This window comes from Micropepsis pineolensis (genome assembly GCF_055392125.1).
Window position 1 is genome coordinate 1,087,483 of sequence record NZ_AP042408.1, and the last position, 26,651, is coordinate 1,114,133.

25 protein-coding genes are annotated in these 26,651 nt (G+C 60.0%); 17 read left to right on the top strand and 8 right to left on the bottom strand.

The window, feature by feature from the left end; all coding sequences use genetic code 11:
• Positions 1–101: 101 nt before the first annotated feature.
• Positions 102–713: a hypothetical protein gene (locus tag ACZ5RI_RS04870; protein ID WP_464514986.1), complete on the top strand. Its 612-nt coding sequence runs from the start codon at positions 102–104 to the stop codon at positions 711–713.
• A 30-nt stretch (positions 714–743) separates the two neighbouring features.
• Here the strand turns inward: ACZ5RI_RS04870 and ACZ5RI_RS04875 are convergent, their stop codons facing one another.
• From ACZ5RI_RS04875 to tldD, 3 genes are read right to left on the bottom strand one after another with little or no spacing between them, the layout of a single operon-like run.
• On the bottom strand, positions 744–1,061 hold the full coding sequence (locus tag ACZ5RI_RS04875) for a DUF952 domain-containing protein (RefSeq protein ID WP_464514987.1): 318 nt from the start codon (positions 1,059–1,061) through the stop codon (positions 744–746).
• A complete protein-coding gene (locus ACZ5RI_RS04880) occupies positions 1,061–1,318 on the bottom strand; it encodes a hypothetical protein (RefSeq protein WP_464514988.1) in 258 nt (85 codons plus the stop codon). The genes ACZ5RI_RS04875 and ACZ5RI_RS04880 overlap by 1 nt, the downstream gene beginning before the upstream one ends.
• Entirely contained in the window at positions 1,315–2,733 is a 1,419-nt protein-coding gene (gene tldD / locus ACZ5RI_RS04885) for a metalloprotease TldD (RefSeq protein ID WP_464514989.1), read from the bottom strand. The genes ACZ5RI_RS04880 and tldD overlap by 4 nt, the downstream gene beginning before the upstream one ends.
• Before the next feature lie 127 nt (positions 2,734–2,860).
• Between tldD and ACZ5RI_RS04890 the strand changes: the two genes are divergently transcribed.
• The 7 genes from ACZ5RI_RS04890 (at position 2,861) to ACZ5RI_RS04920 (ending at position 12,723) form a co-directional block, all read left to right on the top strand.
• Positions 2,861–3,718, top strand: a complete 858-nt coding sequence (locus ACZ5RI_RS04890) for a cytochrome c oxidase subunit II (protein ID WP_464514990.1) — start codon at positions 2,861–2,863, stop codon at positions 3,716–3,718.
• A gap of 116 nt (positions 3,719–3,834) precedes the next feature.
• Positions 3,835–5,427, top strand: a complete 1,593-nt coding sequence (locus ACZ5RI_RS04895; protein WP_464514991.1) for a cbb3-type cytochrome c oxidase subunit I — start codon at positions 3,835–3,837, stop codon at positions 5,425–5,427.
• 9 nt (positions 5,428–5,436) lie between these two features.
• On the top strand, positions 5,437–6,339 hold the full coding sequence (locus ACZ5RI_RS04900; RefSeq protein WP_464514992.1) for a cytochrome c oxidase subunit 3: 903 nt from the start codon (positions 5,437–5,439) through the stop codon (positions 6,337–6,339).
• Between the two features lie 66 nt (positions 6,340–6,405).
• A complete protein-coding gene (gene thrC / locus ACZ5RI_RS04905; RefSeq protein WP_464514993.1) occupies positions 6,406–7,794 on the top strand; it encodes a threonine synthase in 1,389 nt (462 codons plus the stop codon).
• Positions 7,791–9,056 carry a M16 family metallopeptidase gene (locus ACZ5RI_RS04910; RefSeq protein ID WP_464514994.1) on the top strand — a complete coding sequence of 422 codons (1,266 nt, stop codon included), beginning with the start codon at positions 7,791–7,793 and terminating at the stop codon, positions 9,054–9,056. The genes thrC and ACZ5RI_RS04910 overlap by 4 nt, the downstream gene beginning before the upstream one ends.
• Before the next feature lie 47 nt (positions 9,057–9,103).
• Entirely contained in the window at positions 9,104–9,712 is a 609-nt protein-coding gene (locus tag ACZ5RI_RS04915) for a GNAT family N-acetyltransferase (protein ID WP_464515550.1), read from the top strand.
• Positions 9,713–9,771: 59 nt separating this feature from the next.
• Positions 9,772–12,723 carry an EAL domain-containing protein gene (locus ACZ5RI_RS04920; RefSeq protein ID WP_464514995.1) on the top strand — a complete coding sequence of 984 codons (2,952 nt, stop codon included), beginning with the start codon at positions 9,772–9,774 and terminating at the stop codon, positions 12,721–12,723.
• A gap of 77 nt (positions 12,724–12,800) precedes the next feature.
• Here ACZ5RI_RS04920 and ACZ5RI_RS04925 read toward each other — a convergent pair whose 3' ends face one another.
• The 5 genes from ACZ5RI_RS04925 to ACZ5RI_RS04945 all read right to left on the bottom strand — a co-directional run bounded on the left by ACZ5RI_RS04925 (position 12,801) and on the right by ACZ5RI_RS04945 (position 16,496).
• Complete coding sequence (locus ACZ5RI_RS04925; RefSeq protein ID WP_464514996.1) at positions 12,801–13,370, bottom strand: YqgE/AlgH family protein; 570 nt, start codon at positions 13,368–13,370, stop codon at positions 12,801–12,803.
• A gap of 63 nt (positions 13,371–13,433) precedes the next feature.
• Positions 13,434–14,078 (bottom strand): helix-turn-helix domain-containing protein, encoded by a 645-nt coding sequence (locus ACZ5RI_RS04930; protein WP_464514997.1) that lies wholly within the window; start codon positions 14,076–14,078, stop codon positions 13,434–13,436.
• A 2-nt stretch (positions 14,079–14,080) separates the two neighbouring features.
• On the bottom strand, positions 14,081–14,875 hold the full coding sequence (gene trpC / locus ACZ5RI_RS04935; RefSeq protein WP_464514998.1) for an indole-3-glycerol phosphate synthase TrpC: 795 nt from the start codon (positions 14,873–14,875) through the stop codon (positions 14,081–14,083).
• Positions 14,872–15,915 (bottom strand): anthranilate phosphoribosyltransferase, encoded by a 1,044-nt coding sequence (trpD, locus tag ACZ5RI_RS04940; protein WP_464514999.1) that lies wholly within the window; start codon positions 15,913–15,915, stop codon positions 14,872–14,874. Before trpD ends, trpC begins: the two co-directional genes overlap by 4 nt.
• Positions 15,912–16,496, bottom strand: coding sequence for an anthranilate synthase component II (locus ACZ5RI_RS04945; RefSeq protein ID WP_464515000.1), 585 nt, complete (start codon positions 16,494–16,496; stop codon positions 15,912–15,914). Before ACZ5RI_RS04945 ends, trpD begins: the two co-directional genes overlap by 4 nt.
• A gap of 425 nt (positions 16,497–16,921) precedes the next feature.
• Here ACZ5RI_RS04945 and ACZ5RI_RS04950 point away from each other — a divergent pair, with 425 nt between their 5' ends.
• The 9 genes from ACZ5RI_RS04950 to mdh all read left to right on the top strand — a co-directional run bounded on the left by ACZ5RI_RS04950 (position 16,922) and on the right by mdh (position 26,639).
• A complete protein-coding gene (locus ACZ5RI_RS04950; RefSeq protein ID WP_464515001.1) occupies positions 16,922–20,302 on the top strand; it encodes a TonB-dependent receptor domain-containing protein in 3,381 nt (1,126 codons plus the stop codon).
• Between the two features lie 167 nt (positions 20,303–20,469).
• Entirely contained in the window at positions 20,470–21,099 is a 630-nt protein-coding gene (gene upp, locus ACZ5RI_RS04955; RefSeq protein WP_464515002.1) for a uracil phosphoribosyltransferase, read from the top strand.
• Positions 21,100–21,247: 148 nt separating this feature from the next.
• Positions 21,248–22,627 (top strand): signal recognition particle protein, encoded by a 1,380-nt coding sequence (gene ffh, locus ACZ5RI_RS04960; protein ID WP_464515003.1) that lies wholly within the window; start codon positions 21,248–21,250, stop codon positions 22,625–22,627.
• 44 nt (positions 22,628–22,671) lie between these two features.
• Positions 22,672–23,037, top strand: a complete 366-nt coding sequence (rpsP, locus tag ACZ5RI_RS04965) for a 30S ribosomal protein S16 (RefSeq protein WP_464515004.1) — start codon at positions 22,672–22,674, stop codon at positions 23,035–23,037.
• Positions 23,038–23,063: 26 nt separating this feature from the next.
• A complete protein-coding gene (gene rimM / locus ACZ5RI_RS04970) occupies positions 23,064–23,600 on the top strand; it encodes a ribosome maturation factor RimM (protein ID WP_464515005.1) in 537 nt (178 codons plus the stop codon).
• Complete coding sequence (gene trmD / locus ACZ5RI_RS04975; RefSeq protein WP_464515006.1) at positions 23,597–24,292, top strand: tRNA (guanosine(37)-N1)-methyltransferase TrmD; 696 nt, start codon at positions 23,597–23,599, stop codon at positions 24,290–24,292. The genes rimM and trmD overlap by 4 nt, the downstream gene beginning before the upstream one ends.
• Before the next feature lie 51 nt (positions 24,293–24,343).
• Positions 24,344–24,736, top strand: coding sequence for a 50S ribosomal protein L19 (rplS, locus tag ACZ5RI_RS04980; protein ID WP_464515007.1), 393 nt, complete (start codon positions 24,344–24,346; stop codon positions 24,734–24,736).
• Between the two features lie 210 nt (positions 24,737–24,946).
• The gene (locus tag ACZ5RI_RS04985; RefSeq protein WP_464515008.1) at positions 24,947–25,345 is read left to right on the top strand and encodes an HU family DNA-binding protein; all 399 of its coding nucleotides are present in this window, start codon (positions 24,947–24,949) and stop codon (positions 25,343–25,345) included.
• A 331-nt stretch (positions 25,346–25,676) separates the two neighbouring features.
• A complete protein-coding gene (gene mdh, locus ACZ5RI_RS04990; protein ID WP_464515009.1) occupies positions 25,677–26,639 on the top strand; it encodes a malate dehydrogenase in 963 nt (320 codons plus the stop codon).
• Positions 26,640–26,651: the final 12 nt, after the last annotated feature.

Below are 26,651 nucleotides of genomic sequence, written 5' to 3' on the forward strand. Positions count from 1 at the left end.
TGCATGGCAAGGCATGCATAAATGGCTTTAAGGGAAAATAGTGAAGGCTCGCGCAGACAGTGCTATCGTCACCATCTGTTCGCAAGCTGTAAAGGTTTCCTATGCCGTCATCGCCGTATCAGCCGCACCGCCCCATTGCACGATCGCTTTTGCTGGCGTTGCTCGGTGTCTTTCTGTTCGTCTGTCTGTCTGTACTGGTGGGCTACAGCCTGTTCACTACGGTGCGGTCCGTTCTGCCCAATATGCATTTCAACGTCAGCAACACCGCCGATGTCGCCGATATCGGCTTGCCGGTCTATACCGGTGCCACGGCCCGGCAAAACGATAATGATGACGACGACGATAATGATGACGCCCATATTTCGGCGATGTTCGGCAAGGCTGGCATGAAAGTGGTGGTGGCCAATTTTGCGTCAGCAGATCCGTCGCAAAAGGTGGCGGCGTTTTATCGTCAGTCCCTTGGCCAATATGGTCCGGTATATGATTGCTCGGCGGCCAGCCAGTCCGGTGCCGGTGTGGATGATGACGACGACAATGACCGGCACACGGGTGGTGACCAGCTCGACTGCCGTGGCGACCACTCTGACGGCATTGTGCTTAAAGCCGGCACCAAGCATGACCAGCATATCGTGACGGTTAGGCCCGCCAAAGATGGCAGGGGTAGCATTTTCGCGCTGGTTTATGTGCGCATTCAGGGCCTGAACGATAATTAGGCTAACAAGACTTCGGGCAATCTGGCTGGCTTATGACGGCCAGCCGGTGCCGCGCTGGCGTTCCTCGGCCCGGATCACGGCAGAAAGCGGCAGCGCCCCGTAGAAGTGCGGGAACCGCTGGCCGTGGGCTTCTTCCAGTTTCAGCCCATCCCCCAGAAGATCGCAGTCGATGGTCAGCACGATGACGGCAGGCGTATCGGCATAAAAACGCTGCAGGGTGCCAGCCACCTGTTCGGGTGTGCTCAAATGGATGAAGCCGTCGGCCTGATCGAGCGGCGTACCGGGAAAATGCACCTGACCCTGAATATCGTTCCACTGATCCGGCGTCAGGATTTTGCAGACGTTCATCAGCTTTTGCTCCCGTTGCGCCAGTGCCAGCCGCCATCGGTTTTCGCACGGACGATCAGCACAAAGGCAACCGTTATCGCGAGGATGACGGGAATGGCGAGCATCAGCGCTTGTGATGACGGCAGTAACCAGAAACTGAGCGGAATGCTCCCTTCTATACAGGCGATAAAACCCACTAACAGCGCCCATCCCTGCCAGCAGATCGGCAGCCCTGCGCCATAACCGTAACGCTTGGGGCGGAACCAGGGTTTGCTCATGCCGCTGTTCCGCCAACCGTCAGGCCATCCAGCCGCAATGTCGGCAGGCCAACGCCGACCGGAACCGACTGGCCATTCTTGCCGCAGGTACCGACACCCTTGTCGAGCGCCAGATCATTACCGATGGCGGAAATCCGGGTGAGGGCGTCGGGGCCGTTACCGATCAGCGTGGCCCCCTTGATCGGCTGCGCCAGTTTGCCGTTTTCGATGCGATAGGCTTCGGTGCAGGAAAAAACGAATTTGCCCGAGGTGATATCGACCTGTCCACCGCCGAAATTCACCGCGTAAATGCCGTCCTTGACGCTGCTGAGAATTTCCGCCGGGTCCCTGTCACCGCCCAGCATGAAGGTGTTGGTCATGCGCGGCATCACCATCGAGGAGAAGGCTTCCCGTCGCCCGTTGCCAGTGGCTTGGTGCCCCATCAGCCGGGCGTTCTGACGGTCGTGCATATAGCCCTTCAGAATGCCGTCTTCGATCAGCACGGTGCGGGATGTCGGCGTGCCTTCATCGTCGAAATTGAGCGAGCCGCGCCGGTCGGCAATGGTACCATCATCAATCACGGTGACGCCGGGGGCGGCGACGCGCTGGCCGATCTGACCGGAGAAGGCGCTGGTGCCCTTGCGGTTGAAATCGCCTTCCAGCCCGTGGCCGACCGCTTCATGCAGTAAAATGCCGGGCCAGCCGGGGCCGAGCACCACGCTCATTTCGCCAGCCGGGGCAGGGACCGATGACAGATTGACCACCGCCTGACGTAAGGCCTCATCCACCGCCGCCTTCCAGTAGCCTTCTGCGATGAAGGTTTCATATCCGGCGCGGCCGCCACCGCCATATGAACCGCTTTCCTGTCGGCCGTTTTCTTCCACCACGACCGAGACGCCGATGCGGACCAGCGGGCGGATATCGCTGAAGCTTTCACCACCGGCGCGTAAGATGTTCACCGCCTGCCATTCACCGCTGAGTGAGCAGGAGACCTGCCGCACGCGCGGATCGCGGCCCCGGGCATAGGCATCCATCTCGGCCAGCAGTTTGACCTTGACCTCAAACGGGACTGTGTCCATCGGGTTGATGGCGGGATAAAGCTGCGTCTGATGCCGGACCGGGGCCAGTGCGGTCGTGCCGGTATAGCCGCGGGCCACGGCCTGCACGGTATCGGCGGCGCGGCGGATGGCGGCTTCGTCCAGTTCGGTCGAATGGGCATAGCCGGTGGCCTCGCCACACACGGCGCGCAGGCCAAAACCCTGCACCGTGTTGGCACCCGCCGATTTTAAGCGACCATCATCGAAGTAAAATGATTCGCTGTGGCGCTGTTCCAGGAACAATTCGCCATCGTCGGCATTCTGCAACGCCTCGCTGACCAGGGCCTCAATACGGGGGTGGTCCAGGGCGGATCGGGAAAAAAACAGATCGGCGGTCATGGTGGCTATCCTGTTGTGGGCGGAACGGCGTATGTCTAACGAATACGCCGTCCGAGCCATATGCCGCAATCCAGAAGCGCGGTTGATACGATATTGTGGCCGATGTTAAGAGTTGTGTGATTACGATATGCAATTTTCAGGTGCGTCTATGCTGATGGGCAAGCCAGATCTGGCCAATGGTGCGGCCGCCGGGTTCGCGGTGCCCAATCCGCTGCAACCGGTGCAGCCGCTGCCGCCACAGGACTGGCAAACCGGCTTGCCCGATGCCGCCAGCCCCCTGATGGTTCAGCTGGCCGATCTCAACCGTTTGTTCCTTTTTGTGGCGCTGGGCGTATTTGCGCTGGTGGTGCTGCTGATCGGCTGGGCGCTGATCCGCTATTCCCATCGCTGGCACCCGGTGGCGCGCACGGCGCGGGACAATCCGCTGCTGCAGGCCGCCTGGATCGGTATTCCGGCGGTCATGCTGGTGCTGATGGCCATTCCGGCGCTGAAACTGATTGCTGCGGCGGCGGTGGGGCCGCAGCCTGATCTGACCATTGCGGTGATCGGCAAGACCGGTGGCTGGACCTATGACTATCTTGAAGACGGCGATTTCCGCTTTGATTCCCAGCTGCTCGATGCCGCGACGGCAAAAAAATATCAGCAGCCTTATGTGTTTGCCGCCGATGCGCCGCTGGTGGTGCCGGTGGGCAAGGTGATCGCCCTGCGCATCACCAGTGCCGATATGATCCATTCCTGGGTTGCGCCGGCGCTGGGACTGCACATCGATGCTGTGCCGGGACGGATCAACACCGTCTGGTTTAAGCCGATGCGCGAAGGCATTTATTATGGGTTATGCTCGGAATTCTGCGGTTCGCGCCACGGTGGCATGCCGATCGCGGTCAAGGTCGTTTCCGATGTCGAATATCGCGGCTGGTTGTCGTGGGCGTATCAGCGTTATAACGACGCCGCAACCCCGGCGACACTGCCTGGATCTGGACATTAGAGCGACGGATATTCAAATGCGGTCACCCCGTGACTCTGGCTTTTTGTTTTGTCGCAACTTTATGTGCAAAACCGCCTGCACTTTTGTGCGCGTTGCTCTAATCGAGGCTTATGGCGATGACGAATGAAGCTGGCGCATCCGGTGTGCCCGAGGATTTTCCCCGCGGCTGGCGGCGGTTTCTCTATGCCACTAATCATCGTGACATTGGTGTGATGTTCCTGCTGTTCGCCTTGTTTGCCGGGCTGGTCGGCGGGGCGCTGGCCTATTCAATGCGGGCCGAGCTGGCGGCGCCGGGGCTTTCGCATTTTTCCGATGCGCGCGACTATGCGGTTTACGCCACCGGCCATGGCCTGATCATGTTGTTCTTCTCGGCTTTGCCCGCCGCGGTCGGCTTTGCCATCTGGCTGGTACCGCTGATGATCGGTGCGCCCGCTCTGGCCTTTCCGCGGATTGGTAATCTGGCGTTCTGGCTCTTACCCTTTGCCTTCGGATTGTTTGCCTTTTCCTTTTCGGTGCCGGGCGATGCCGATGGTCTGGGCGTTGCAACCGGCTGGCAGATGATTGCGCCGCTGTCGAGCTATGGTGCGCCCGGCCCCGGCGTTGATCTGGTGATGGCGGCGTTGTTTATGGCCTCGCTGTCGATGGTTCTGGCTGCGATCACGCTGATCGCCACCATCCTCAACATGCGTGCCCCCGGCATGAGCCTGCGGAAAATGCCGTTGATGGCGTGGGCCGGGCTGACGGCGGCGTTTCTGATGCTTATCATTTTGCCGGTGTTTAATGCCGGTCAGCTCATGCTGCTGCTCGACCGCCATTTCGGCAGCACGTTCTATAATCCGTCTGGCGGCGGTGATCCGGTGATTTACCAGCATCTGTTCTGGTTCTTCGGTCACAGCGCCGGGATGGTCGGGCTGATCATCGGTATCGGCATGGTTGGTCATGTCATTCCCGCCTTTGCGGGCCGGCCGCTGATGTCGCGCCTCTCTCTGGCCTATACCCTGATCGTCATGGCGCTGATCGGGCTGATGGGCTGGGGCCAGCATCTGGTGACGGCAGGTTTGAGCGTTGATGCGCGGGCCTTCTTTCTGGTCGTGGGGCTGGCGGTGATGGTGCCGATGGGGGTGGTGGTGTTTTCCCTCGTCAACACATTGTGGGGTGGGGCGATCCGTCTGACCTCGCCCATGCTGTGGGCGGTGGGTTTTCTGCCCATCTTCACCCTGGGGGCGCTGGCCACCATGGTGGAAAGTGGCGGGGCGGGCACCTTGCTGCACGGCACCGCTTACGAGATCGCGGCCTGGCATTACCTGTTCACCCTGCCGACGCTGTTTGCCGGGTTCGCCGGCTGCTATTTCTGGTTTGCCAAGTTCAGCGGCCGTCGCCATAGCGAGCTTTTGGCCAAGCTGCATTTCTGGCTCACGCTGGTGGGGGCCAATATGGCGTTTTTCCCGATGTTTTTTCTGGGGCTGGCGGGGATGCCGCGTGGCGTTGCCGACTATCCGGCGGCCTTTGCCGGGTGGAACCGCATTGCCTCGACGGGCGGCGAATTGCTGGCGGTGGCACAGATCCTGTTTCCACTGGCGCTGGCGCTGGCTTTTGTCCACCGTCGCCCGGCCGGGATCAATCCGTGGGATGCAGCCGAGGGACTGGAATGGACCCTGTCGTCGCCGCCGCCCTATCAGACCTTCGACGAATTGCCCAAAATACGCTAGGAAGGGCCGATGAACGTCAAACACGATTATCATCTGGTCGAACCAAGCCCGTGGCCATTTCTGGGCGGGCTCAGCACTTTCATCATCGCGCTGGGCGGGGTGCTGTGGCTCAACACCGGCATCGACTTTTTCGGCCTGCCGCCGTTCATCTGCCGTTTTATCTGTCTGGGCGGGGCGGTGCTGCTGGCCTTCACGCTGATGGGCTGGTGGCGCGATATGGTCGCCGAATCGGTGCATGCCAACGAACTCAGCCCGGTGGTGAAGCTGTCCTTACGCTTTGCCATGGCGCTGGTCATGCTGATCGAGGCGGTCTATTTCGGCGCTCTGTTATGGGTCTATCTTGATGTCGCGCTGTCGGCCGAGGCTCAGGGGGGCTGGCCGCCCGTCGGCATTCACCCTGACGATCCTTGGCATTTGCCGTTTTTGGCGCTGTTTGTGCTGCTGCTGTCGGCCACCACTGTGGTGTGGGCCCGCAGGGCCATATCGCAGGGTCATAAAAGCGGCACCGTGCAGGCACTGGGGGTAAGCGTCTTTCTGGCGGCGGCGGGGCTGGCGCTGCTGATCGGCGATTTGTCTCATCTGCCATTCGGATTTGGCTTTAACCATGCGGTCTTCATGCCGCTGACCGATCCGGCCCACATTAATCTGATCGCGGTGATCGGTAGCCCGGGGGCAATCTATGGCTCGCTCTTCATCCTCATCATGGGCAGTTTCTGCGTCCATCTGGCTTTAGGAACGGTCTTTTTAGGCGTGGCGCTGGTGCGGGCCATCGCCGGGCATTTCCGCGTAAAAGGCCATTTCGGCTTTGAAGCGGCGGCCTGGTTCTGGCATTTCGGCATTTTATTGTGGCTCCTGCTCTATGCCGGGCTGTATATCGGCGGGGCGTATGGCGGCCATGGCCATCTCTTTTAATCTGGGTTCCCATCTAATATCGTGCGGCCTCGAAATTCGTGGCGCAGCAACTCTCGGTTATTTCCCATGCATTATGTAAGCACGCGCGGGCGGGCCCCGCATCTGTCCTTTGCCGACATGCTTCTGGCAGGCCTGGCCCCCGATGGCGGATTATATCTGCCCAACATCTGGCCGCGTTTCAGCCCGGAGGAAATCGCTGCCTTCGCCGGTCAGCCTTACTGGAAGGTTTCCCGCACCGTGCTGGAGCGGCTGACCGGTGATTCCTATGCTGATTGGGAGCTGACCGCTGACATCAAGGCGGCCTATGCCGGTTTTGATGACGAGCGGATCGCACCACTGACCGAGATTGCCCCCGGTCTGCATCTGCTAGAGCTTTATCATGGCCCGACGCTGGCGTTTAAAGACATCGCCCTGCAGATCTTAGGCAAGCTGTTTGCCCGCAGTCTGAAGAAAAAGGGCGGCAAAGCCTGTGTGCTGGCGGCGACCTCGGGGGATACCGGCTCTGCGGCGATTGCGGCACTGGGCGGCCTTGAGAATATCGAAGTCTTTGTGCTGCACCCCAAGGGCCGGGTGAGCGAGGTCCAGCGTCGTCAGATGACAACTTCGGCCTTTGCCAATGTGCACAACATCGCGATCGAGGGCACCTTTGATGATGCTCAGGGCATCGTCAAAGCCCTGTTCGGTGAAACAGATTTTGCTCATAAGGTCTCGCTGACCGCGGTGAACTCGATCAACTTCGCCCGTATTGCAGCCCAGACGGTCTATTACTTCACCGCCGCGGCTGAACTGGCCGCCAAACCGGTTTTCGTGGTGCCGACGGGCAATTTCGGCGATGTTTTCGCCGGTGAAGCGGCAATGCGCATGGGCCTGCCGGTCGAAAAGCTGGTGGTGGCCACCAACGCCAACGACATCATGGCCCGTGCCCTCAATGACGGCATCTATGCTGCCGGGTCGGCGCAGCCAACCCTCAGCCCCTCGATGGATATTCAGGTGGCGAGCAATTTCGAGCGCGCCTTGTACGAAGCTTCGGGGCGTGATGCGGCCTGGACCGCTGAAGTTTTTGCCGACTTTGCGCACACCAAATCAATCACACTGCCGACTGCGGTGCGTGATGCGCTGGCCGAACGCTATGGTGCGGTGCGCTTTGACGATGCCGACACGCTGGCCGCCATGGCCCGCGTCAAGGCCGAGACGGGCAAGCTGATCGATCCCCATACCGGGGTGGCGATGGCCGCGGCCTACGGGCTGAAACCCACGACTAAATCACCAGTTGTTGTGTTATCCACAGCGCATCCGGCCAAGTTTGCCCCTGCCGTGGTCAAAGCGACTGGAGAAAATCCCGAATTGCCGCAACGACTTAAGGGTATTTTGACCGCCCCCGAACGCTGCACCGTACTGGCGGCCGATGCGGGCTTGGTTCGCGCCCATATCGAGGCTACAGTGGCCATCTCATGAATGTAAAAATTTCCCGACTTTCCAACGGGTTGATTGTAGCAAGCAACCCGATGGACCAGCTTGAAAGCGCCGCAGTCGGCGTGTGGGTGAATACCGGTACGCGCTGCGAGGTGCGGGCCCAGATGGGTATTTCTCACATGCTCGAACATATGGCCTTCAAAGGTACCAAGCGTCGTTCGGCGCGTGAATTGTCTTTCGAGATCGAAGCGGTGGGCGGTATTCTCAACGCCTATACCGGTCGCGAGCAGACCGCCTATCACGCCCGGGTGCTTAAAGATGATGTGCCGCTGGCGATGGATATCCTCGGCGATATCCTGATCCACCCGACCTATGCCACCGAAGAACTGGCGCGCGAACGTCAGGTGGTGCTGCAGGAAATCGGCGAGGTCCGCGATACCCCGGATGATCTGATTTTCGATACGCTGCAGGAACTGGCCTATCCCGATCAGGCGATGGGATGGCCGGTGCTGGGTGAAGAAGCCACCGTCAACGCCATGCAGCAAAGCGATCTGTTCGACTATTTGCACAGCCATTACCGGGCGGGCGATATGGTGCTGGCCGCTTCCGGGGCTATCGACCATGACGCCATTCTGGCCATGGCCGAAGAAAAATTTGCCACGTTGGCCGAAGGTACCGGGCCTGTGCCGGCCCCGGCCCGCTTTGTTGGCGGTCACAGCCGTGATCTGTCCGATCTGGAACAGGCCCATGTCGCCATGGCATTGCCGGGTGTGGCCTCGAACGATGCCGATTATTTCGCCGCACAGGTCTATGTCACCGCATTGGGCGGCGGCATGAGCTCGCGTCTGTTCCAGGAAGCCCGTGAAAAGCGCGGGCTGTGCTATTCGATCTACGCCTATGCCCAGTGCGCCCGCGACAGCGGCGTGATCGGTGTTTATACCGGCACCAGTCAGGCGGGTGCTGCGGAAATCGGTCCGGTGATTGCCGGGGAAATGGCCAATCTGGCCGAAACCGCCCATGAAGAAGAAGTCGCCCGCGCCAAGGCCCAGCTTAAGGCGGGGCTGCTGATGGGGTTGGAACGGCCGGGCACCCGGATCGAGATGATCGCCGGGCATATGTTCCACTATGGCAAGGTGCTGACCGTCGCCGAGCTGACCGAAAAGCTTGATGCGGTTACGGTGGCCGATGTGCGCCGCTTTGGTTCCAGTCTGATGCAGGGCCGTCCGGCTCTGGCGGTCAGTGGTCCGGCGGCGGGGTTCGAATCCTATGACAGCTTTGCCGGTCGTTTCGGCGGGGCAGCTTAAGAGGTGAGTTTGGGCGGATGAGAAAGGCTTCCGGTCCGATGGCATTCATGCGCGGCCTGACCTTTCCGGGCGGGCAGTTGCCGGTGCTGTCTGGCCAGGACGTCTATTTGCGCTATCCAAGGATGTCGGATTATCCGTCCTGGAACGCCCTGCGCAGCGAAAGTCGCGAATTTCTCACCCCGTGGGAGCCGTCCTGGCTCAATGACGAGTTGACTAAACGCGCCTTTCGCCGCCGCCTCAAGCGCTATTCCAAGGAGGCGCGGCTCGATACCGCCTACGCTTTCTTTGTTTTCCGCCGCGAAGACGATGCATTGCTGGGCGGCTGCAACCTGGCCAGCGTCCGGCGCGGGGTCGCGCAAAGTTGTGCACTGGGCTACTGGATTGGCGAGCCTTTTGCCCGTCGCGGGTTTATGTTCGACGCCGTGCAGGCCCTGATTCCGTTTGTCTTCGCGACGCTCGGTCTGCATCGGTTGGAGGCAGCTTGTCTGCCCACCAACGAGCCTTCGCGCAATCTGCTCGCCAAGGCCGGCTTCCGTCAGGAAGGTCTGGCCCGGTCCTATCTTCGGATCAACGGGCAATGGTGTGATCATGTGTTGTTTGCGCTTTTGGCGCAGGAAGTGGAGCCCACTTTGCAATCAGCGGTAAAGCCTGAATGATCAGCCGGTTGTGTAAACGTACTGTCTGGCGAAGCCTCGCTTTGGCCGCGGCTGTCCTGATGCTCGCGCCTGCGGCTTATCCGCGTTCCCATCACAGTAAGGTGGTTAAAGCTGCTGCGGCACCTGCGGCCGTGGCGGACGAAACTCTGCCGATGCCGCAAAACCGTCCGGTGGCGGCCCCCTCGCAAGCTGCTGCCAGCCCCACGGCCCAGGCTGCGCCCACTCAGGCCGCACCCCAGACGGCCCCCGTTGCCCCGGCTCAGCCGCAGCCGGTCAGCTTTGACGGTGCTGTCGGGGTGATCGAGCTGAAATACCGTCTGACCGCCTACCATCCCGATGGGGCCAAACCCGAAGAGGGGGGCAAGGACCGCTGGTATGTCTTCACCGCGGTCAACGCTTCTAATCGTCCGGTGTTCCGCGTCTTGCAGGCCGGTCAGCCGCCGGGCATGGGCTACACGTTACTGCCCCATCCATTGCGCCCCGCTATATTACAAGTTTCCAGCCCCAATCTGGCGGTGAGCATCGAGAATGTGCGCGATTATGGCCGCCGCACCTATCGCATCGGCCTGCCGGCGCAGTCTTCTGCCGTACTGGCGGTGCGTATGAGCGGGGCGGAAGATCCGCCCTCGCTGATGTCGTGGACCGAACCGGCGCTGTCCGCCCATAACCGCTGGATGGCGATTTTTATCGCCACGGTGGCGGGGCTGGTGGCAGCGGCGGCGGCGATTGCCGGCGGTTTGGCTTTCATGTCCCATCACGCACCGCCGCGTTGGGCCACTTTGATGCTGCTGTCACTGCTTCTGATGCGGCTCACCTCGATCGGTCTGTTTGATGGCAGTTTGATTACCCCGATCGGTGGGCCCTATGGTCTGAAAGCCCTGTTTGGCGGTTTGGCCATGGCCGCGGGCCTCAGGCTGGTCGATACCTTGCTGCCACTTCGCGCGGTGTGGCCACGGTTTGAGCGGCATTGGATCTGGGCGCTTTATGCGCTGGTGGCAATGTCGCTGGCTGCCTATCTCGGTCTGCCGCTGGCCACCGCGATCATTGGTACCTTTGCGGTGCCGACGGCGATGGGCGTGGCGGTCTATGTCGTCTATTGGGCGGGCAAAGGTTCGCACGCTGCCCGCGCCCTGGCCCCCAGTGCCATTATGTTCGCGCTTTATAATCTGGTGGCGGGCTATGCCGCACTGGGTGGTTTTGGTGCCAATCCGTTGGCCCCCGATATTGCTGGCGGCTTTTTGGCCACCGGTGCGGTGCTGCTGATTCTGGCTCTGGTGGCGGGAGAGGGTGTCGGGCTGATGGCCTTCATGCGTCACGGTCCGTCGGCCAATCCGGCCCCCGTCGTGCCCCATGCCGCGATCGAGGCGATTGATGCCTCGTTCCAGGGCGTGTTCGAGATCGACTTCAAGAACGATTCCGTGGTGCTGTCGCGCGAGGCGGCGGTGCTGCTGGGTCTTGGCCGACGCATTCACACCTGGCACACCGGGGTGTGGCTGGCCCGTCTGCACCCGGAAGACCGGCCGATTTATGAAAAGGCCATCGCGGATTTCTGCCGCCAGACCGATTACGCTTTCCGCATCGAGTTTCGCGCCCGTGATGAAGATGGCCGCTATCTGTGGTTTGAACTGAGGGCTGCGACCAAGGGCAATGGCGCTGCCGGTGCCGAACGCTGCGTTGGCCTGCTCGCCGATGTCACCATGCGCAAGGAAGCCGAAGCCGCCGCCATGGACCGCACCTTGCGCGATGCGCTGACCGGTCTGGGCAATCGGGTGGCGCTGATGGAAGCGCTTGATACGTTGGGCCCGCGGCTGAAATCCATCCGCTATGGTCTGGTCGATATCGACGGCTTTAAGTCTTTACGTGCCACCGAAGGTGACGGCGCCTGTGACGAGCTGTTGTCGCGGCTGGGCGAGCGTCTGGCCAAACGTTTCCACGGCAAGGCGCAGATCTTCCGCGTTGGCGGCGATTCCTTTGCCCTGCTGATGAACGATGCCCGTGGCGCCACCGCCGATCTGGGGGCTGAACTGGTGCAACTTTGTGCCGAGCCCTATCGTATCGACGGGCGTTCCTTGCGCGCGCCGGTCAGCGTTGGTCTGGTCGATGGGCGCAGCGTGCGCGATCCGTTCAATCTGATCAATGCTGGCGCGGTGGCGCTGCGTCTGGCCCATTTTCAGGGCGGCAACCGGGCGCAGGTTTACGCCCCCGGTTTGGAAGCCATGGCGCCTGCCGATGCCGCTGGGATCGAAGACGAAATGCGCCGGGCGCTGGAAGGTGACGAGATCGAGCTGTGCTATCAGCCGATTATCCGGCTGGCCGACCGCACGCTCGCCGGGTTCGAGGCCAAGGCGCGCTGGCGTCATCCCACCCTGGGTGCGGCAGCGCCGTGTGATCTGATCGCCCATTCCGCTGATACCGCACTGGTACAAGCACTGGGCCGTTTTGTGCTGGCGCGGGCCGCCGGTCATCTGGCCGAATGGCAGCGCTATTTCCCGCTGTCCGAGGCGCTGTTTGTGCAGGTTACCCCGATGCGCCGCCAGTGGCAGGAAGCCGATTTCGACGCCTTCGTGGCGGCGCAGATCCGTCAGGGCGAACTGGCACCACGCTCGTTGCTGATGGGGGCCGCCGAAGATGTGCTGGCGGCCAGTGATGCGGCGCGTTGGTCGGGGCTAAAGGCGGCAGGGGCCGGTCTGACCGCGATTTGCTACAATTGCGGCAAGGCCCCGCTGCAGGGGCTGAACGGTGTGCCGTATGACAGCGTCAAGCTGGACCGCAGTTTCGTTATTCGTGACGGCAGCGGCGATGCGTCTGTTGCAACGCAGCTTACCGGCGTGGCGGCCAAGCACCGCCTGATCGCCGATGGTATCGAAAGTGAAGAAGATGCCGCGCGCATGGCCGGGTTGGGTGTGACGCTGGGGCAGGGCTTCCTGTTTGCCGAACCGCTATCGCTGGAAGAAACCCTGAACTTTATCGCCCAGCATTTTCGTGCGGCCGACAGTGAAATCCGCGAATAACGAATTTTAAAATACACATGCGCGGCCACCGCGGCCGTGCATGTTGGTATCATCGTTTTTTTTGGGGGGGGCAGATTTCAGGCCCGTCCCGACGCACCGGTCAGGCCGGACAGATCAACGCCCATTTTGGCGATGGCTTTGGGCCAGATCGTATCGGCCTCGCTGTCGAACACCAGGCTGGCATCGGAATCGCTGTGTATCCAGCCATTATCGAGCATTTCGGTTTCGATCTGACCTTCGCCCCAACCGGCATACCCCAGCGCCAGCAGACAGCGCTTGGGCCCGCGCCCCTCGGATATGGCGCGTAAAATATCGACATCGGCGGTTAGCGACAAATCTTCGGTGACGATGCGGGTGTTTTCGCCGCCATTATAATCGGGGCTGTGCAGGAAGAAGCCACGGCTGAGCTCGACCGGGCCGCCGAACATCACCGGTACGTCAGGCAGATTGGCGTCGCTGTGCAGATCGTAACGCCGCATCAGCTCGCCAAAGGCCAACCCTTCGACCGGTTTGTTGATGATAAGGCCCATCGCCTGCTCGGGCGTGTGTGAGCAGATCAGTACGACACTGCGCTCGAAACGGGGATCCTGCATGCCGGGCATGGCAATGAGGAATTTGCCGTCGAGAAAATGGTCGTTGCTTTCCATCGCGATCCTTTGCGACTGCCAGTGTAGCACAGGCAGAGCAAGGCGTGCAGCGGAACCCGGAATTTAAATTTTAAACATGTCGTCGGGTTTGACCTTGGCCACCTTGGCCAACGCCGCCAGCACATCCGGCGGAATCGACGCCGAGCGACCGGTGAGATAGCTGTAAATCAAGGCTGCCGGAACATTGGCCTTTTTCGCCCATTCGGTGGCGCGCAGATGGCGGCTTAACATAAAGGCCCGGAATGCCTCCCGCTTCGAGCTGCTGCCGGTCGCCGGTGCTTTGGGCCCGACCACCTCACCCATCAGGGTGGCGGGGGCCGGTTTGGCCCCACGGCGGGCCGGGGGCGTGGCCGGTTTGCGCGGATAGGGGGCCGATTGGCCGGTTTCTTCAATCTGGTCGATCGGGCGGACCGATTCCAGCGTACCGCGGGCCATATCGTTAAAGCATAGCGCTGCCGCCGTAGCCGCCAGCAGGGCCGAAGCCTCGCCGCCGCCATCGGCCTCGACCGAGGCGATGATGCGGGTGCCTGTTTCACTGACCTCGATAGCGATTTCGGTCTTTAAGGGGCGGATTGAACCAGCCAGCGGAATAATCTCCCATGCCTTTTTGGCGGCAAGAATGCCGGTCAGGCGGGCAGATGCCAGTATCTCGGGGGTGACTTCCCGTTCGGGGGCCAGAATGGCTTCGGCACGGCAGATTTTCGTCATGGCTAAAGCTCGATCTCCGTCAGTATGCGGGTCGCAGCGGCAACGTCATCGTGGCGCATCAACCCTTCGCCGATCAGGAAGCAGCTTACTCCGGCTTTGCCTATCAATTCCAGATCGCAGGCGCGGGAAAATCCGCTTTCTGCCACGACCAGTTTGCCCGCCGGTACCTGCGGGGCCAGCGTCAGGGTGGTGTCAAGCCGGGTTTCAAAGGTGTGCAGATTGCGGTTGTTGATGCCGATCAGCCCGGCATCCAGCGCCAGCGCCCGTTCCAGCTCGGACTGGTTATGGGTTTCAACCAGCACGTCCATGCCAAAACGGGCCGCTTCGGCCATCAGCTCGGCGGCCAGAGCATCTTCAGTCATCGCCAGAATGACCAAAATGGCATCGGCCCCCCAAGCGCGGGCTTCGGCCACCTGATAGGGATCGACCAGAAAATCCTTACGCAAGGCAGGCAGGCTGCAGGCCGCGCGTGCGGCGGTCAGATAGGCCGGGGCACCCTGAAAGGACGGGGTGTCAGTCAGTACGGAAAGGCAGCTTGCCCCGCCGGCTTCATAGGCGCGGGCCAGCGCGGGCGGATCAAAATCGGGGCGGATCAGGCCCTTGGACGGGCTGGCCTTCTTGATTTCGGCGATCAGGCCGACGCGGCGGGCGGCATGGGCAGCGGCAAGGCGGGCGGCAAAGCCGCGCACCGGATCGGCGGCTTTGGCATCGGCCTCAACCCCGGCCTGGGGGCGGGCGGCCTTGGCCGCGGCAACCTCGGTGCGTTTGTAGGCGGCAATATCGTCGAGAATGGTCATGCGTTGGACACCGCAATCAGTTTGTCGAGCGTTTGTGTGGCGGCGCCGCTGTCGATCGCCGCGGCGGCGATGGCGGCACCATCACGAAGGGTGGTGGTCTTGCCCGCAACAATCAGTGCCGCAGCAGCATTGAGCAGCACGATATCGCGATAGGGGCACTTTTCACCAGCAAACAGACGGCGCAGGGCCGCGGCATTGGTGGCGGCATCCCCGCCCAGAATGCTGGCCAGCGGGGCACGCGTTAATCCGGCATCCTCGGGCGCAATGGTGCGATAGGTGATGGTGCCGTTTTCCAGTATGGCAATCTCGGTCGTGGTCGAGATGCTGATTTCATCCAGCCCGTCGGCACCATGGACCACCCAGGCTTTTTCGGTGCCAAGCAGGCGCAACGCTTCGGCGGCATCTTTGATCCAGCTGTCGGCAAAGACACCCAGCAGCTGGCGTTTGACCCCTGCCGGATTAGACAGTGGCCCCAGCACATTGAACACGGTGCGAAAGCCGAGCGCGCGGCGCACTGGCGTCACAAAGCGCATCGCCGGGTGATAGGTCTGGGCCGACAGAAAGCACAGGCCGACTTCAGCCAGGCAGCGTTCGGCGATGGCGGGTGTAATGTCGACCTTGACGCCCAGAGCTTCCAGCACATCGGTCGCGCCGGCTTTCGAGGTCATTTTGCGGTTGCCATGCTTGGCCACCGGCACGCCGCGACTGGCCAGCACAAAAGACACCGCTGTGGAAATGTTGAGCGTGCCAAGCCCGTCACCCCCTGTGCCGCATAAATCGAGCGCATCGGCGGGGGCTGGAATTTTCAGCATGGCAGTGCGCATGGCGCTGGCGGCACCCGCCACCTCGCTCACCGTGGGGCCGCGCATGGCCAGAGCGCTGAGCAGCGCGGCGATCTGAATATCGCTGGCGTTGCCGGTCAGGATAACACCAAAGGCCGTCGTGGCTTCGTCCGCCGACAGGGTTTCGCCCTTGATAACCCGCTTCAGAAATGGTGCCAGTGCATCGGAAGGGACTGTCGTGTCTGCCGGCGGGCTCATGCCGTGGCGACCTGATGGGCCAGCCGCAGGAAATTCTGCAGCAGGGCATGACCGTGCTCCGAAGCAATGCTTTCGGGATGAAACTGGACCCCGTGCACCGGATGGCTTTTGTGCATGACACCCATGATGACACCATCTTCGCTATAGGCGGTGGCCTCCAGACAATCGGGCATGCTTTCAGGGGCGATGCACAGCGAGTGATAGCGGGTGGCCTGAAAATCATTGGGCAGGCCGCGGAACACGCTTTTATCTGTATGATGAATATGGCTCATTTTGCCATGCATCGGTACCGGTGCGCGCACAACGTCGCCGCCATAGGCCTGACCAATGGCCTGATGGCCCAGACACACACCCAAAATTGGTACAGTGCCATCGGCTTTCCTGACGACATCCAGGCAGATGCCGGCTTCATTCGGGGTGCAGGGGCCGGGTGACAGCACAATGGCTTCCGGCTTCAGGCTTAAGGCCGCTTCGGCCGAAAGCTCGTCATTGCGTTTGACCACAACGTCAGCCCCCAGCTGCCCCAGATAATGAAACAGATTGTAGGTAAAGCTGTCGTAATTATCTATCAAAAGTAACACGACCGATAACTCTTTATGTTCTTAAGCGGTTTAGCGCGTTGCCCCGCGAAAATACAGCCCTGTCCGCACCGTTTTGACGGGGTCTGGTGGCGTTATTGGTTGCGAAACTGGCAGTCTCTTGGAGAGGCTCAAGACCTGGAGACTGTGTTGTGGCGATGATGGCCTAATTACGGCTAAAAAATGTTCTCATCTGTTGCGTATTTACATGCATGACCCGCTGGACGGGAACATGACTTTTATGTCATACCTATGTCACCGGTGTCATTTTGTCTGGCGGGGCAATGACACCGGTATCTTTAGCAAAATGAAAGTTTTGCAATAAAAACGTCGGGTTAGCCGATGGGGACCAAAGGGGGGAATGCACAATGTCGAAAAATATAGCTGCTACGCCTGTCATCAATCATGGGTTGTTAAACTTACGGCGCATGCTTGTGGGAACTGCTGCGGCAATCCTTTGTACGGCGGCGGGGGCCTACGCGCAGGATGATATGGAAGTGGTGGTGGTCACCGGCTACCGCGCCTCACTCGAAAGCGCGCTGAATTCCAAGCGTGCCTCGACCGAGATGGTCGATGCCATTAATGCGGAAGACATTGCGGCTTTCCCGGATGCAAATCTGGCCGAATCCCTGCAGCGTTTGCCCGGCGTGTCGGTTGACCGCGATAACGGCGAAGGCCGCACCATCACGGTGCGCGGCCTCAGCGCCGATTTCACCCGCGTCACCCTGAACGGGTTGGAAGCCTTATCGACGGCGGGGGCTAGTGATTCCGGTTCCAACCCGAACCGCAGTCGTCAGTTCGACTTCAATACCTTCGCTTCGGAATTGTTCAGCGGCCTGAAGGTGCAGAAATCGTCTGCTGCCGATACCGACGAAGGTTCACTGGGGGCCACGGTTTCGCTGCAGACCGGCCACCCGTTCGATTTCGGCGATAAATTCGCCCTTTCGGTACAGAACGCCTATTATGAATTGGGCAAGGCCTTCAATCCGCGTATCACCGGGTTGGCATCGCAGACCTTCCTCGGTGGACGGCTGGGGGTGCTGGGCTCTGTGGCGTATAATATGCGCCACCAATATCTCGACTCCTATCAGCGCACTCCAAGCTACAGCGATTACCTCTATCGTCAGGCGGTGTTCAGCGGTTCGATTGTCCCGTCCTCAGGATCGATCCTGGCGCGTGCCGGTTTTTCCGCACCTACTGGCACGTCCTGCTCCGGCGGTACCGCCGCCAATGGCTATGATGGGGTCATTCCGAACTACTCCATCGCCAACAGCGTTTACTGCGCAGCCCTTTCGGGCTCCAACGCGGATGCCTATGCCACGGTAACGCAAGGTAACCGTGGCTATCTGATGGGCGGCACCGTTGGCAAGACAGCTTCGACCTGGCTCGGCTCGGCCTCCGGCACGCTGATCCCAGGTTTGGCGACACTAAACCATCGCGATCTCTATCAGACCCGCATTGGCCTGACCGCCGCGGTGCAGTGGCAGGTCGATGACAAGACACAAATCTCGTTCGATGGCGTCTTCTCAAGCACCTATCAGGATTCGACCAATTATCAGGTCAGTTCTATCGGGCTTAACCGCAGCAATGCCTCGTCCCAGATGGCGGCGGTGCCAGCGTCACTGACATCCTCTTCCTCGGTCAGCAGCATCACCTCCTTCGAATCGAAGCTGTCGGCGGCGTACACCAAATATGCTACGTGTACGGCTAATTCCGGCAGCGCCACTGCGGCTAAGGTGACCTGCTCCTATGCCAAGAGCGCCAGCCTGTATGATTATTATACGCAAGGCTACGGTGCCAGCACCACCAAAGGCGCAGCGACCGCCAGCGCTCTTAACGGTGCCTATGCACAACTGATCCAGTTCCTTGGTAAGCCGACCACCAAAGTGGTGGCCGCAACCGTGGTCAATAATCAGGCGACCTATCTCGAGCTGGCCAATGTCGATTTTAGCTCGCGTGCCGATCAGGCCTATTATACCACGCAATTTGAACAGGGTTCGTTCAACGCCAACCGCGACTTTACCGAACAGTTCCGTATGGATGTTCAGGTTGGTATGTCCACCTCGCGCAACACGCAGGTTGGTTATCTGGCGTCGTTTGACCGGCTCGATTCTGGCACCTATGACGGCACCACCTGCACGGATTGTTTTATCTACGATGCGACCGCCGAAAGTGACATGCCGGAAGTGGATCTCGGCTTTGATGCCTCCGATCCCGCGAGCTGGGATTTCGTTAAAGGCTATTCGGTGCTGCGCCACTATATCTATCTGACCAACAATAAGTTCCGCAGTTTCAAAGCCAATGCGGCCTATGATTTAAGTGATCAGTTCACCCTCAAGGCGGGCTTCTCGGGCCGGATCTACGAATTTGATACGACCTACTATCTGCGTGTGGTCAAGGATGTCATCAATCCCGGCATCGACGAGATCAACGCTGGCGAGGGCACCAATGTCTCGGTGGCGGATCTGGGCAAAACGGTTCCGTTCGGGCGCGGCATCAACGTTCCTGACGGTACCACGACCAGCATGTTTGTGCCGGATCTGGCCAAGATGCGCAGCTTCTTCAAGCTTGATTGTAATTGCGTCACCGACTATGGCGACTTCACTGTCTCAAACCTCAACAGTTATGCCAGCACTACGGCATCGGGGCAGACCTATTCGGTCGGCGAGCATGATAAATCCTATTATACGCAGCTCGACTTTAAGGAGATCACCATCCTGGGGCGGGAGCTGCGCGGCAACATCGGTCTGCGCTACGCCACCACCGACATTCGGGCCTCTGGTCACAGCACCCTGGGGGATGTCGTCAGCAGCACCAACAGTTACGACAATCTGCTGCCGTCGATTAACCTCAACTACTTCCTGACCGACGATATGATGCTGCGGGCCAGCGCCTCTAAGGTGATGTCCCGTCCCCAACTGGGTCAGCTGGCCCCCTCGATCACGTCGATGAGCATTCCGTCGAGCGATACCAGTAATACGGCGACCGTGACGATGGGCAACACCAATCTGAAGCCCTATAGCGCCAATACCATCGACATCGGCTATGAATGGTATTTCGATAAGGGGGCTGTGATTTCTGTGGCGGCCTTCGCCAAGTTCGTCAAAGACGTGCCGCAGCAGACGGTGCACAGCACCACGTTCAGCAAGATCCTGTCGTCCGGTACTCTCGCGGCGCTGGAAGCCAACACCAATCTGACAGATTATCAGCATCAGTTTCTGGCCAGTGACGGCGCTGTTGATGTGACGCAATACACCAGCGGTCCAGGCGGTGTGCTTAACGGCATCGAAATCACCTATCAGCAGCAGCTGACCTTCCTGCCGGCGCCTTACGATGGGTTCGGCGTTAATGCCAACTACACGCTGCTGCATTCCCGCATGCATTATATCCTTAATACCGCTCCGCTGGTGACTGGTGACGGGCCGTGGTCCGGGGCCTCGCCCAGCTCGTTCAACTTTACGGTCTATTATGATGGGAAGGATTGGCAGGACCGGGCCTGGTCGGCGCGCGTTTCAACAGCGTTCCGTTCCGCCTATGTATCGCAGTATCCGATCTCGGCGGGGACGACTGATGTTGGTTACGGCGACTCACCGATCATGAATGACTTTATCTACAGCAAGTCGACGCTGAATGTGGACGCTTCGTTCACCTATGACGTGACGAGTTTTATGCAGGTCCGCGTCGATGCCCTCAACCTGACCAATCAAACCGATAACCGCTATGCCTACAAGAATCTCGGGGCCTCGGCGGTAACCAAATACGCGGCCACCGGGCGGCAGATTTATGCGGGTTTCCGCCTGAAATTCTAAGTCTCTTGGCCCGTTTATCACAGTGCGGTCGAACTGGCGCCGGGCAACCGGCGCCTTTTTTTTACGTGCCATTTTGCCCTATCCGGCTTTTCTTTTGCTGGCGTTCGCGCTAACGGGGCAATGACGCTGGCGGGTGGCCGCACGGCAAGTCGGTGGAGACATGGGTCATGCAGGGCGTAACGGTCGTTAATCATCCTCTCGTGCAGCATAAGTTGACGCTGATGCGACGTAAGGAAACCAGCACCAAACAGTTCCGCGAGCTGCTCAACGAAGTCGGCATGCTCATCTGTTACGAGATCACCCGCGATCTGCCCACCGAGCTGATCGAAATCGAGACCCCGCTGACCAAGACCATGGCGCCGGTCATTCAGGGCAAAAAGCTGGTTTTCGCGCCGATCCTGCGCGCTGGTATGGCCTTTCTGGATGGCATGCTGGATCTGGTTCCGTCGGCCCGTGTCGCCCATATCGGGCTTTATCGCGACCCCGAAACCCTGCAAAGCGTGGAATATTACTTCAAGGCCCCCGAGGACATCGCCGACCGTCTGGTCATCGTGATGGACCCGATGCTGGCCACCGGCAATTCTGCCGTTGCGGCGGTCGAGAAGCTCAAAGGGCGCGGCGTTACCAATCTGCGCCTGATGTGCCTTCTGGCGGCCCCCGCCGGTATCGAGCATTTCACCACGGCCTGTCCCGATGTGCCGGTATGGACCGCCGCTATCGACGACCACCTCAACGAGCATGGCTACATCATCCCGGGGCTGGGCGATGCCGGCGATCGTATGTTCGGAACGAAGTAAGGCTCTACATTGACTCTGTCGCCCGCTTTCCCGTAAAAGGGCGACGAATTTCCGGAAAGGTTGGCCTTTCCGGTCCTTGAAGTGTTCAAGGATCGCCCCCAGGCAGCGCAGGTGCGCCCCCTGGGGCATTTGGCTATGGGTGTTGAAAATGTTCGACTCTTTGCAATCCCGGTTGGGAAGCGTGTTCGACAAACTGCGTGGTCGCGGGGCGCTTTCGGCGTCTGACGTCGATGCCGCGCTGGCTGAAGTACGCACCGCCCTGATCGAGGCCGATGTCGAACTTGGTGTCGTTAAGGATTTTCTCGACAAGGTTCGCCCCCGCGCCGTGGGTGAAAATGTCATCCGCTCGGTTACCCCCGGTCAGCAGGTGGTCAAGATCGTCCACGACGTGCTGGTCGAGACGCTGGGCGCGGATAATTCTGCCCTCGATATCGGCTCGCCGCCCGCGCCCATCCTGATGGTCGGCTTACAGGGCTCGGGTAAGACGACGACCTCGGCCAAGCTCGGCCTGCTGCTGCAGACTAAGGAAAAGAAGCGGGTCCTGATGGCCTCGCTCGACGTCAATCGTCCCGCCGCCATGGAACAGCTTAAAGTGCTGGGCGAGCAGGCGGGTGTGCCGACCTTGCCGATCGTGCCGAACCAGACGCCGCTGGCCATTGCCAAGCGCGCAATGGCGGCGGCCCGTGTCGGCGGCTATGATGTGCTGATCCTCGATACCGCAGGTCGCCAGCATGTCGATGAACAGCTGATGGCGGAAGTGGCGGCGGTTCGCGATATCGTCAAGCCGCACGAAACCCTGCTGGTGGCCGACAGCCTGACCGGTCAGGACGCTGTCAATATCGCCAAATCGTTTAACGCACGCGTGCCGCTTTCCGGCATCGTGCTGACCCGCGCCGATGGCGATGCCCGTGGTGGCGCCGCCTTGTCGATGCGCGCGGTAACCGGGGCGCCGGTCAAGTTCCTGGGTGTCGGCGAAAAGCTCGATGCCATCGAGGCGTTCCATCCCGACCGTGTTGCGGCCCGCATCCTCGATATGGGCGATGTGGTCAGTCTGGTCGAAAAGGCTGCCGAGACCCTCGACACGGAAAAGGCCGAGAAGATCGCGGCCAAGATGAAAAAGGGTTCGTTCGATATGGACGACCTAGCCGAGCAACTGCGTCAGATGAAAAAACTCGGCGGCATGCAGGGTGTGCTGTCGATGCTGCCGGGCGTGGGCAAGATCAAGGATCAGCTCGCCGCCACCGGTATGGATGACCGCATCTTCGTCCGCCAGGAAGCCATCATCAATTCGATGACCAAGAAAGAGCGCCGCGACCCCGATCTGATCAACGGCTCGCGCCGCAAGCGTATTGCGGCGGGCTCCGGGGTCGAGGTCAGCGAAGTTAACAAACTTCTCAAAATGCACCGCCAGATGTCGGACGTCTTAAAACGCGTCGGCAAGGGCGGGCGGGGTAATCCCCTGGCCGGAATGCTTGGTGGTATGGGCGGGGGCTTCCCCGGCATGCCGCCTGGCATGTTCCGCCGCTAATCGTTTCACCTGTTTATTTTTGTTCAACTGCAAGGAAAAATCCCATGTCTTTGAAAATCCGGCTTTCCCGCGGCGGCACCAAGAAGCGTCCGCATTATGCCATCGTCATCGCTGACTCGCGCTATCCCCGTGATGGCCGCTTCATCGAGAAGATCGGCTATTACAGCCCGCTGCTGCCCAAGGATCATGCGGACCGCATCATCCTCGACGCCGAGAAGGCCAAGGCCTGGCTCGTCAAGGGCGCCACGCCGACCGATCGCGTTCATCGCTTCCTGGCCAATGCTGGTCTGGTCAAGGCGCTGAAGAAGAACAATCCGGAAAAGGCCCTGCCCAAGAAGAAGGCCCAGGAACGTGCCGCCGCTGCCGCCAAGGCCGCGGAAGCCGCTGCTGCTCCGGCTGCCGAGGCGTAAGCCTCGTTAAATAAGGAGTTGGGGCCATGCCCCATACTGTGCTGCTTGCCGCGATTGTCGGCGCACATGGGCTGAAAGGCGAGGTGCGGGTGAAGAGTTTTGCCCGCACCGGCGTTTCGCTGGATGCCTATGGACCACTGACCGACGAGGCCGGACGCAGCTTTACGGTACGTGCCGCCCGTCCCAGCCCGAAAGACGAGCAACTGGTGGTCTTTGAGGAAATCAGGGATCGCACAGCGGCCGAAGCTTTGCGTGGCGTCAAACTCTATGTGCCGCGGGACGCGCTGCCCGCCACTTCGGGGGACGAGTTCTATCACACCGATCTCATTGGCCTTGCGGCGGTGAACGGTGATGGGGCGCATATTGGCAAAGTGGTGGCCGTACACAATTTCGGCGCTGGCGATATTCTCGAAATCGCCCGAAGCGAAGGCGGCGAAATCCTGATCGGCTTCACCCACGCCACCGTGCCTGCCATTGATCTTCCGGCCGGACGTCTGACGGTCATTGAACCTGCCACGGTTGAAGCGGGCAGCAAAAATGATGACGAGGACGTTGCGTCGTGAGCTGGAACGCCACAGTCCTTACCCTGTTCCCCGAAGCGTTTCCCGGCACGCTGGGCGTTTCGCTGCTGGGTAAAGCATTGCAGGCGAATCTGTGGTCGCTTACCGTGTGCGACATCCGGGATTTTGGCTTGGGCAAGCACCGTACGGTGGATGATACCCCGGCCGGTGGGGGCCCCGGCATGGTGATGCGCGCCGATGTCGCTGCTGCCGCGATTGATGCGGTGGCGTCTGATGATCGGCCACGCGTTTACCTTTCACCGCGTGGCACCCCGTTCAACCAGGAGATGGCCCGTCGCTGGGCTGCCGGGCCGGGCGTGGTGTTGCTGTGCGGGCGGTTTGAAGGGCTTGACCAGCGGGCCATAGATGCCCGCGGACTGGAAGAAGTCTCATTAGGGGACTTCGTACTGGCTGGGGGTGAGGTGGCCGCCCAGGCCGTGATTGAGGCTGCTGTGCGTTTAATTCCCGGCGTGCTGGGGGCAGCAGATTCGGTCTCGGAAGAGAGTTTTTCCACCGGATTACTCGAATATCCGCAGTACACCCGCCCTCAAAGCTTTGAGGAACGGTCGATTCCCGATGTGTTAACCAGTGGGAATCATAAAGAAATAGAAAAATGGCGGTTGACGGTAGCCGAACGGTTGACTAAAGCGCGCCGTCCGGATTTATGGAGCCTCTATGAAAAGGCGCGGCACTAATGTATAGGAGCCGTCCTTTATCGAATCTTGAGCGCGCTTAAGGAGAATGAAATGAACCTGTTGCAAGAGCTCGAAGCAGAGCAAGTTAAGGCCTTACGCGCCACGCCGCACCCCGCCTTTCGTCCCGGTGATAGCGTTAAGGTCAGCGTCAAGGTGGTCGATGTGACCTTTGACGAGAAGACCAAGCAGAACAAGACCCGCGAACGCCTGCAGGCTTTCGAAGGCGTCTGCATCGCCCGTCAGGGCCAGGGGCTCAACGAGAGCTTCACTGTCCGCAAGATTTCCTATGGCGAGGGCGTCGAGCGCGTCTTCCCGGTCTGCTCCCCGCTGGTCGATGCCATCACTGTGGTACGCAAGGGCCGCGTCCGTCGCGCCAAGTTGTACTACCTGCGTGGTCGTCGCGGTAAGTCGGCCCGTATCGCCGAGCGTCAGGATTCCGTTTGAGCCTTACGCGGCTCGCGCACGAATTCTAAGGTATTAAAATATGAGCCCGGAGTGCTTTAAAGCGCTCCGGGCTTATGTTTTAGCCGGCCAAGGATGAAAGACTGGCATTAAAAACCCTTATTTATGGCTTTTTTGACGATTCTCCCTATCCATCAAAAGCAGAAAATGCCTTAAGATAAAGCTTCTTTCGATTCGCAAGAGGTAATTCCAATGGCTAAAGCCGCCGTTTCCAAGGCTAAAGAAGCCCCCAAGGCTAAAGAAGCCCCCAAGGCTAAGGTAGCCGCCAAGGCAAAAGAGACCGCCAAGGCAAAAGAGACTGCCAAGGCAAAAGTCGAAACCATCTCCACGCGTCAGCTGAGTGTTCAGCTCGCCACCAAGAACGAGTTGTCGAACAAAGCGGCGTTGGCGCTGATCGATGACACGATCGAGCTGATCACCAAGCACCTGAAAAAGGGCGCCCGCGTTCGCCTTAACGGCCTGGGCATTCTGACGGTTCGCAAGCGCGCTGCCCGTATGGGCCGCAACCCGGCAACCGGCGAAGCCATCAAGATCAAGGCAAGCAAGAAGGTCGCCTTCCGCCCCGCCAAGGAGCTGAAGGAATCCATCTAAACCTGGATCTCCGCTTAGTGTTTCATCCGAAACGGGGATACCCGGTTTTGGCTCTGCAGCACAGGCACTGTTGCTTTAAGCAAAAACGGACGGCGTCGTAATGGCTCCGTCCTTTTTTGTTTTTTGCAAACTTTTTCAGACATTTGTCCTTTGCTGGATCGTCTGCCGTCGTCCCGTGGCGGGCCGCTTTGGTCCCGCGCCATGCGCCGGCCACCCGCGTCATTTTGCACCCCACGCATAGGTTTAAACGGGGTACATTTCGTCCGATTGTCAGGCCGTTTTTGGGGCGGTACGACTTTCACAGCAAAAAAATATATAAAGGGTTGTAGGAATGCCTAGAAAAAAGATTGCGCTGATTGGCGGCGGTCAAATCGGCGGTACGCTTGCGCTTCTGGTTGGTTTGAAACAGTTGGGCGATGTCGTGATTTTTGACATTGCCGAGGGCTTGCCACAGGGCAAAGCCCTCGATTTGTCTCAGGCTGGTGCGGTGGAAGGCTATAATGCGTCGCTGACCGGCACCAATGATTATGCTGATATCGCCGGGGCGGACGTGGTCATCGTCACGGCTGGCGTGCCGCGTAAGGCCGGGATGAGCCGGGACGATCTGGTCAGCATCAACCTCAAGGTGATGTCGGCGGTGGGCGCGGGGATCAAGCAGTACGCCCCCAATGCCTTCGTCATCTGCATCACCAATCCGCTCGATGCCATGGTGTGGGCTTTACGCGAATTCTCCGGTTTGCCCCACAACAAGGTGGTGGGCATGGCCGGGGTGCTCGATTCTGCCCGCTTCCGCCACTTCCTGGCCGAAGAAATGGGCGTCAGCATGGAAGATGTCTCTGCCTTTGTGCTGGGCGGCCATGGCGACAGCATGGTGCCGCTGCCACGCTTTTCGACAGTATCGGGCATTCCGTTGCCGGAACTGGTCAAAATGGGCTGGATCAGTCAGGAAAAGCTCGACGCCATTATCACCCGCACCCGCAATGGCGGCGGCGAAATCGTCAAGCTGCTCAAGACCGGTTCAGCTTTCTATGCCCCGGCGGCTTCGGCCATTTCGATGGCGGAAAGCTACCTCAAGGACGAAAAGCGCGTTCTGCCAGTCGCGGCCTATCTTAATGGCCCGTTTGGCGTCAAAGACACCTATGTCGGGGTTCCGGCGGTGATTGGCGGCGAGGGCGTTGAACGCATTGTCGAGCTTGAGCTGACAGCGGAAGAAAAGACCGCTTTCAACAGCTCGGTTGAGGCGGTTGCCGAACTGATTGTCGCCTGCAAGAAGCTTGATCCGACACTGGCTTAGGGGCTTTGTGGT

What these genes read in the sequence shown, in the direction of transcription:
- ACZ5RI_RS04920 (WP_464514995.1), top strand. Translation starts at nt 9,772, where the DNA reads ATGCTCGCGCCTGCGGCTTATCCGCGTTCCCATCACAGTAAGGTGGTT.
- ACZ5RI_RS04910 (WP_464514994.1), top strand. Translation starts at nt 7,791, where the DNA reads ATGAATGTAAAAATTTCCCGACTTTCCAACGGGTTGATTGTAGCAAGC.
- ACZ5RI_RS04925 (WP_464514996.1), bottom strand. Translation starts at nt 13,370, where the DNA reads ATGGAAAGCAACGACCATTTTCTCGACGGCAAATTCCTCATTGCCATG.
- rplS (WP_464515007.1), top strand. Translation starts at nt 24,344, where the DNA reads ATGAACCTGTTGCAAGAGCTCGAAGCAGAGCAAGTTAAGGCCTTACGC.
- rimM (WP_464515005.1), top strand. Translation starts at nt 23,064, where the DNA reads ATGCCCCATACTGTGCTGCTTGCCGCGATTGTCGGCGCACATGGGCTG.
- ACZ5RI_RS04950 (WP_464515001.1), top strand. Translation starts at nt 16,922, where the DNA reads ATGCTTGTGGGAACTGCTGCGGCAATCCTTTGTACGGCGGCGGGGGCC.
- thrC (WP_464514993.1), top strand. Translation starts at nt 6,406, where the DNA reads ATGCATTATGTAAGCACGCGCGGGCGGGCCCCGCATCTGTCCTTTGCC.
- ACZ5RI_RS04985 (WP_464515008.1), top strand. Translation starts at nt 24,947, where the DNA reads ATGGCTAAAGCCGCCGTTTCCAAGGCTAAAGAAGCCCCCAAGGCTAAA.
- mdh (WP_464515009.1), top strand. Translation starts at nt 25,677, where the DNA reads ATGCCTAGAAAAAAGATTGCGCTGATTGGCGGCGGTCAAATCGGCGGT.
- ACZ5RI_RS04875 (WP_464514987.1), bottom strand. Translation starts at nt 1,061, where the DNA reads ATGAACGTCTGCAAAATCCTGACGCCGGATCAGTGGAACGATATTCAG.
- ACZ5RI_RS04900 (WP_464514992.1), top strand. Translation starts at nt 5,437, where the DNA reads ATGAACGTCAAACACGATTATCATCTGGTCGAACCAAGCCCGTGGCCA.
- trpD (WP_464514999.1), bottom strand. Translation starts at nt 15,915, where the DNA reads ATGAGCCCGCCGGCAGACACGACAGTCCCTTCCGATGCACTGGCACCA.
- ACZ5RI_RS04890 (WP_464514990.1), top strand. Translation starts at nt 2,861, where the DNA reads ATGCAATTTTCAGGTGCGTCTATGCTGATGGGCAAGCCAGATCTGGCC.
- ACZ5RI_RS04895 (WP_464514991.1), top strand. Translation starts at nt 3,835, where the DNA reads ATGACGAATGAAGCTGGCGCATCCGGTGTGCCCGAGGATTTTCCCCGC.
- ACZ5RI_RS04915 (WP_464515550.1), top strand. Translation starts at nt 9,104, where the DNA reads ATGCGCGGCCTGACCTTTCCGGGCGGGCAGTTGCCGGTGCTGTCTGGC.
- tldD (WP_464514989.1), bottom strand. Translation starts at nt 2,733, where the DNA reads ATGACCGCCGATCTGTTTTTTTCCCGATCCGCCCTGGACCACCCCCGT.
- ACZ5RI_RS04930 (WP_464514997.1), bottom strand. Translation starts at nt 14,078, where the DNA reads ATGACGAAAATCTGCCGTGCCGAAGCCATTCTGGCCCCCGAACGGGAA.
- upp (WP_464515002.1), top strand. Translation starts at nt 20,470, where the DNA reads ATGCAGGGCGTAACGGTCGTTAATCATCCTCTCGTGCAGCATAAGTTG.
- ffh (WP_464515003.1), top strand. Translation starts at nt 21,248, where the DNA reads ATGTTCGACTCTTTGCAATCCCGGTTGGGAAGCGTGTTCGACAAACTG.
- trpC (WP_464514998.1), bottom strand. Translation starts at nt 14,875, where the DNA reads ATGACCATTCTCGACGATATTGCCGCCTACAAACGCACCGAGGTTGCC.
- ACZ5RI_RS04870 (WP_464514986.1), top strand. Translation starts at nt 102, where the DNA reads ATGCCGTCATCGCCGTATCAGCCGCACCGCCCCATTGCACGATCGCTT.
- rpsP (WP_464515004.1), top strand. Translation starts at nt 22,672, where the DNA reads ATGTCTTTGAAAATCCGGCTTTCCCGCGGCGGCACCAAGAAGCGTCCG.
- ACZ5RI_RS04880 (WP_464514988.1), bottom strand. Translation starts at nt 1,318, where the DNA reads ATGAGCAAACCCTGGTTCCGCCCCAAGCGTTACGGTTATGGCGCAGGG.